This window comes from Clostridium sp. CAG:43 (assembly GCF_000434655.1).
GTDB lineage: Bacteria > Bacillota > Clostridia > Lachnospirales > Lachnospiraceae > Otoolea > Otoolea fessa.
Genome location: NZ_FR895096.1, coordinates 21,124 through 24,723, shown reverse-complemented (window position 1 = coordinate 24,723; position 3,600 = coordinate 21,124). Strand labels below are relative to the sequence as shown.

At 50.2% G+C, this 3,600-nt stretch carries 5 protein-coding genes; 1 reads left to right on the top strand and 4 read right to left on the bottom strand.

Going from position 1 to position 3,600, the window contains the following annotated elements:
• From secD to scfA, 3 genes are all read right to left on the bottom strand, one after another.
• The coding region (gene secD / locus QVO97_RS08250) for a preprotein translocase subunit SecD (RefSeq protein ID WP_288189402.1) at positions 1-995 on the bottom strand (995 nt) is incomplete at its 3' end.
• Between the two features lie 19 nt (positions 996-1,014).
• The gene (scfB, locus tag QVO97_RS08245; RefSeq protein WP_118523804.1) at positions 1,015-2,418 is read right to left on the bottom strand and encodes a thioether cross-link-forming SCIFF peptide maturase; all 1,404 of its coding nucleotides are present in this window, start codon (positions 2,416-2,418) and stop codon (positions 1,015-1,017) included.
• Positions 2,419-2,603: 185 nt separating this feature from the next.
• On the bottom strand, positions 2,604-2,750 hold the full coding sequence (scfA, locus tag QVO97_RS08240; RefSeq protein WP_022359867.1) for a six-cysteine ranthipeptide SCIFF: 147 nt from the start codon (positions 2,748-2,750) through the stop codon (positions 2,604-2,606).
• A gap of 336 nt (positions 2,751-3,086) precedes the next feature.
• Here scfA and QVO97_RS08235 point away from each other — a divergent pair, with 336 nt between their 5' ends.
• On the top strand, positions 3,087-3,446 hold the full coding sequence (locus QVO97_RS08235) for a TIGR04086 family membrane protein (protein ID WP_022359866.1): 360 nt from the start codon (positions 3,087-3,089) through the stop codon (positions 3,444-3,446).
• Here the strand turns inward: QVO97_RS08235 and QVO97_RS08230 are convergent.
• Positions 3,381-3,600: transporter associated domain-containing protein (locus QVO97_RS08230; RefSeq protein WP_288189398.1), on the bottom strand; the 220-nt coding region annotated here is incomplete at its 5' end. The genes QVO97_RS08235 and QVO97_RS08230 overlap by 66 nt on opposite strands.

The following is a 3,600-nucleotide window of genomic DNA, read 5'->3' as shown; positions in this document are numbered from 1 at the left end:
AAACCTGCCTTGATCGCATTCTTGACGGATGTTCCCAGCCCGATCTCCTCTTTGATACGGGTGAAAATGATAACGTTCGCATCCACCGCCATACCAATCGACAGGATGATACCAGCCACGCCCGGAAGCGTCAGAGTCACCTCAAATGCAACTAACAGGATCAGGATCAGACCGACATACAGGCACAGAGCCAGAGATGCAGCCAGACCCGGAAGCAGATATACGGCAATCATAAATACAATGACAATGGCAAATCCGATCAGACCTGCCTTTAAGCTGGTGGAGATCGCCTCCTGACCCAGCTTCGCGCCAACTACGTTGGAACGCAGCTCTTCCAGCTCCAGGGACAGGGAACCGATACGGATCGTGGACGCAAGATTATTTGCCTCTTCATAATCCGCCATGCCGTCGATCTGGCACTGTCCGCCTGTGATCGCCTCACGGACGGTCGGAGCAGAAATAATCTGGTTATCATAAATGATATAAATTGGTTTTCCGACGCCATTCGTGGTCGCCTCAGCAAATGCCTGTTTACCTTCCTCGGTAAAGGTCAGGGAAACGACATACGCCTTGGAACCGGTCGCCTTATCCTCGGTCATGCCGGCTTTCGCGCTGGCAACCTGTTTACCATCGAGGATCTGATTTCCTTCAGAGTCCACGAAAATCAGGGAACCCGGTTTTCCTAACTCTTCCAGAATCGCGTTGGCATCCGATACACCCGGAATATCTACGTTGATACGGTTATTACCCTCCTGGTAAACCTCCGCCTCGGTACTGTAATTCTGTACACGCTGCTGGAGCTTGTAGATCGTATCCGCCATATCCTCAGAAGACGGATTTTCTTCTTTCGCCTGATAGGTAATGCTGACACCGCCAGCCAGGTCAAGACCCAGCTTGATCTGATTCATCGTCGAATAGCCGAAATAGCCGAATACGCCGATGGCAATCAGAAGGAGCAGCATCCCCAGGAAGCTTTTTCCTTTTTTGTTCTTCATTCCTCTCTCTCCTTGTTCTCTACTCGTCAGAGCCGTCTGCAAGAGCAGCTTTTATCATGATCGCGCATTCGATACGTTTTTTCTGCATCTCACACCCGATATCATACGCATCCGTGATGGAACCGTGGAAGTTGTAGGAATTGGCCGCACAGCCGCCACTGCAGTAAAATCTGGCAAAGCAATCCCGACATTTGTCTTTCGCATAGACATTGCAGAGCTTGAACTCGTCGCGGACTGCCGTGTTGGTCACGCCCGTATCCACGTTGCCGAGCAGGAAATCTTCGTTTCCTACAAACTGATGGCACGGATAGAGGTCGCCCCACGGGGTAACTGCCAGATACTCAGTTCCTGAACCGCATCCGGACAGACGTTTTGCCACGCACGGTCCCTGTGTCAGATCGAGCATAAAGTGGAAGAACGTGAAGCCGCGTCCCTCTTTGTGTCTCTTGACATACTCCGCTGCCAGACGGTCATATTCCTCGAGAATCTGCGGAAGATCCGCCTCTTTGATCGCGTAGGGCTCTTCATCCGGTGCTACGACCGGCTCAACCGACATTTTCTTGAATCCAAGATCGGCAAAATGCAGGACATCTTTGCCAAAATCCAGGTTGTTGTGTGTGAAGGTACCACGCACGAAATAATCGCGGTCTCCGCGCTTCTCTGCAAATTTCTGGAACTTCGGCACGATCAGGTCGTAGCTTCCAGTTCCGTTGCGGAATGGGCGCATCTTGTCGTTGACCTCTTTTCGTCCATCCAGACTGAGCACGACGTTTGCCATCTCGCGGTTGCAGAATTCCATAATTTCATCGTTTAACAGAACGCCGTTGGTGGTCAGTGTGAAACGGAATTTCTTGTTGTGCGCCTCTTCCTGGGAACGTCCGTACTCGACTAACTGTTTAACCACCTGCCAGTTCATCAGCGGCTCGCCGCCAAAGAAATCGACTTCCAGGTTCCGGCGGTTTCCAGAATTGGCAATCAGGAAATCCAGCGCTTTCTTTCCGACCTCAAAGGTCATCAGCGCTCTGCGTCCATGATACTCGCCCTCTTCTGCAAAGCAGTACTGACAGGCAAGGTTGCAGTCATGCGCGATATGCAGGCAGAGTGCCTTGACAACCGTCTGGCGCTTCTTGAAATCCATAACGAAGTTTTTGTAAATGTCAGCGGTAAAGAGTTCTTCCTGATCGATGAGCTCCTGAATGTCCTCAAACGCCTCTCTGATCTCTTCCTGGCTGTATTTCTCTTTTAATGCTGCCGCCGTCTCGTCTTTCAGGGACTGGGCAATCTGAAACGGCTTCTCGCTGTCCGGAATCCGCTCCGATAAAAAGGAAATCACATCGTACAGAAGCGGATCGACCGAATGGACGGAGCCACTGTTGACATCCAGTACGATATAATATCCATTATTTATATACTGATGAATCACTGTCTTTCTCCTTCTATAAGACATAGGCAGGCAGACAACCCGGAACATATGCAGTCCTCTCCTCGGACCGCGCTCCGTCTTGTCTGCCTCCCTGTGTCAACTCTGCGTTTTCTCAAACTCCAGCTCTCCCACTCATGAAAAGCTTTGATTTATCAGAAAACGCCTCATTTGTTTTGTACTGCCAATTAGCGGTTCTGGTTCTCGCAGCTCTGGTTACCTACAGTACAGGATGTCTTACATGCAGACTGGCAGGATGTCTGGCACTCGCCGCAGCCGCCTTTCTTCATGCTGTTCTTCAGTGTGCTTGCGCTCAGTGTCTTTACGTGTTTCATCTCTATGTCCTCCTTCATTTTTTTAGTATATAAAGTCCTACAGATTATATCATATGTTGCCCACTTGTGCAAGCATTTCAATTTACCGTGTTTCTCACAGATTCCGGCTTTTTTGGAACTGTTCACGGGTAGGCACTTTTGAAACCGAAAGTGCCGTAAGAAAACGTGGTGGCAGCAGGAATTTGCCGTATTTAAATGCGAAGCCACGGCAAATTCCGTTACTGGGCACGTATGCGTGAACAGTAACGCTTGTTTGTAACAGTGTTTCATTCTGCAGGCATATTTGTCCTTCTTTGCTCATATGAATAGAAAAAAAATGCACACAGGTATTTTATCATGGAAAAATCAGCTATCCAGATTCTGCTCCGTTCTTCCCTCTTCTCCTACGCGGCAACTGCTGTCTTTCTGCTTCTGCTCGCGTTTGGGATGTACCGTTTTCAGTGGGGTGAAAAGGAAATCACGCTAGGAGTGCGCGGCATCTACATTCTCGCCTGCTTCCTGGCGGGGCTTAGCGCCGGGAAGAAAGCAAAAAGGCGCCGGTTCCTCTGGGGATTCTGCGCCGGCGCCCTTTATTTTCTTATTTTTCTAGCCCTGTCTTTTGCGATCCGACAGTCCCTCAAGGAGACTGCCTCATCCCTGCTGCTTTCCTTCGCCCTCTGCGCCGGAAGCGGCACCATCGGCGGTATGTTTAGCTAACGCCGCCTCCGACGGGCTTAACAGGTACAGATGAATCTTATCGATCCGGTTCTTATCCACACATTCAACGACGAGGCGGACGTTTTCCACCACAACCTCTTCTTTTTCCTGTGGAAGATGGTTCAAAAGTCCGATCACCAGTCCGCCGATGGAA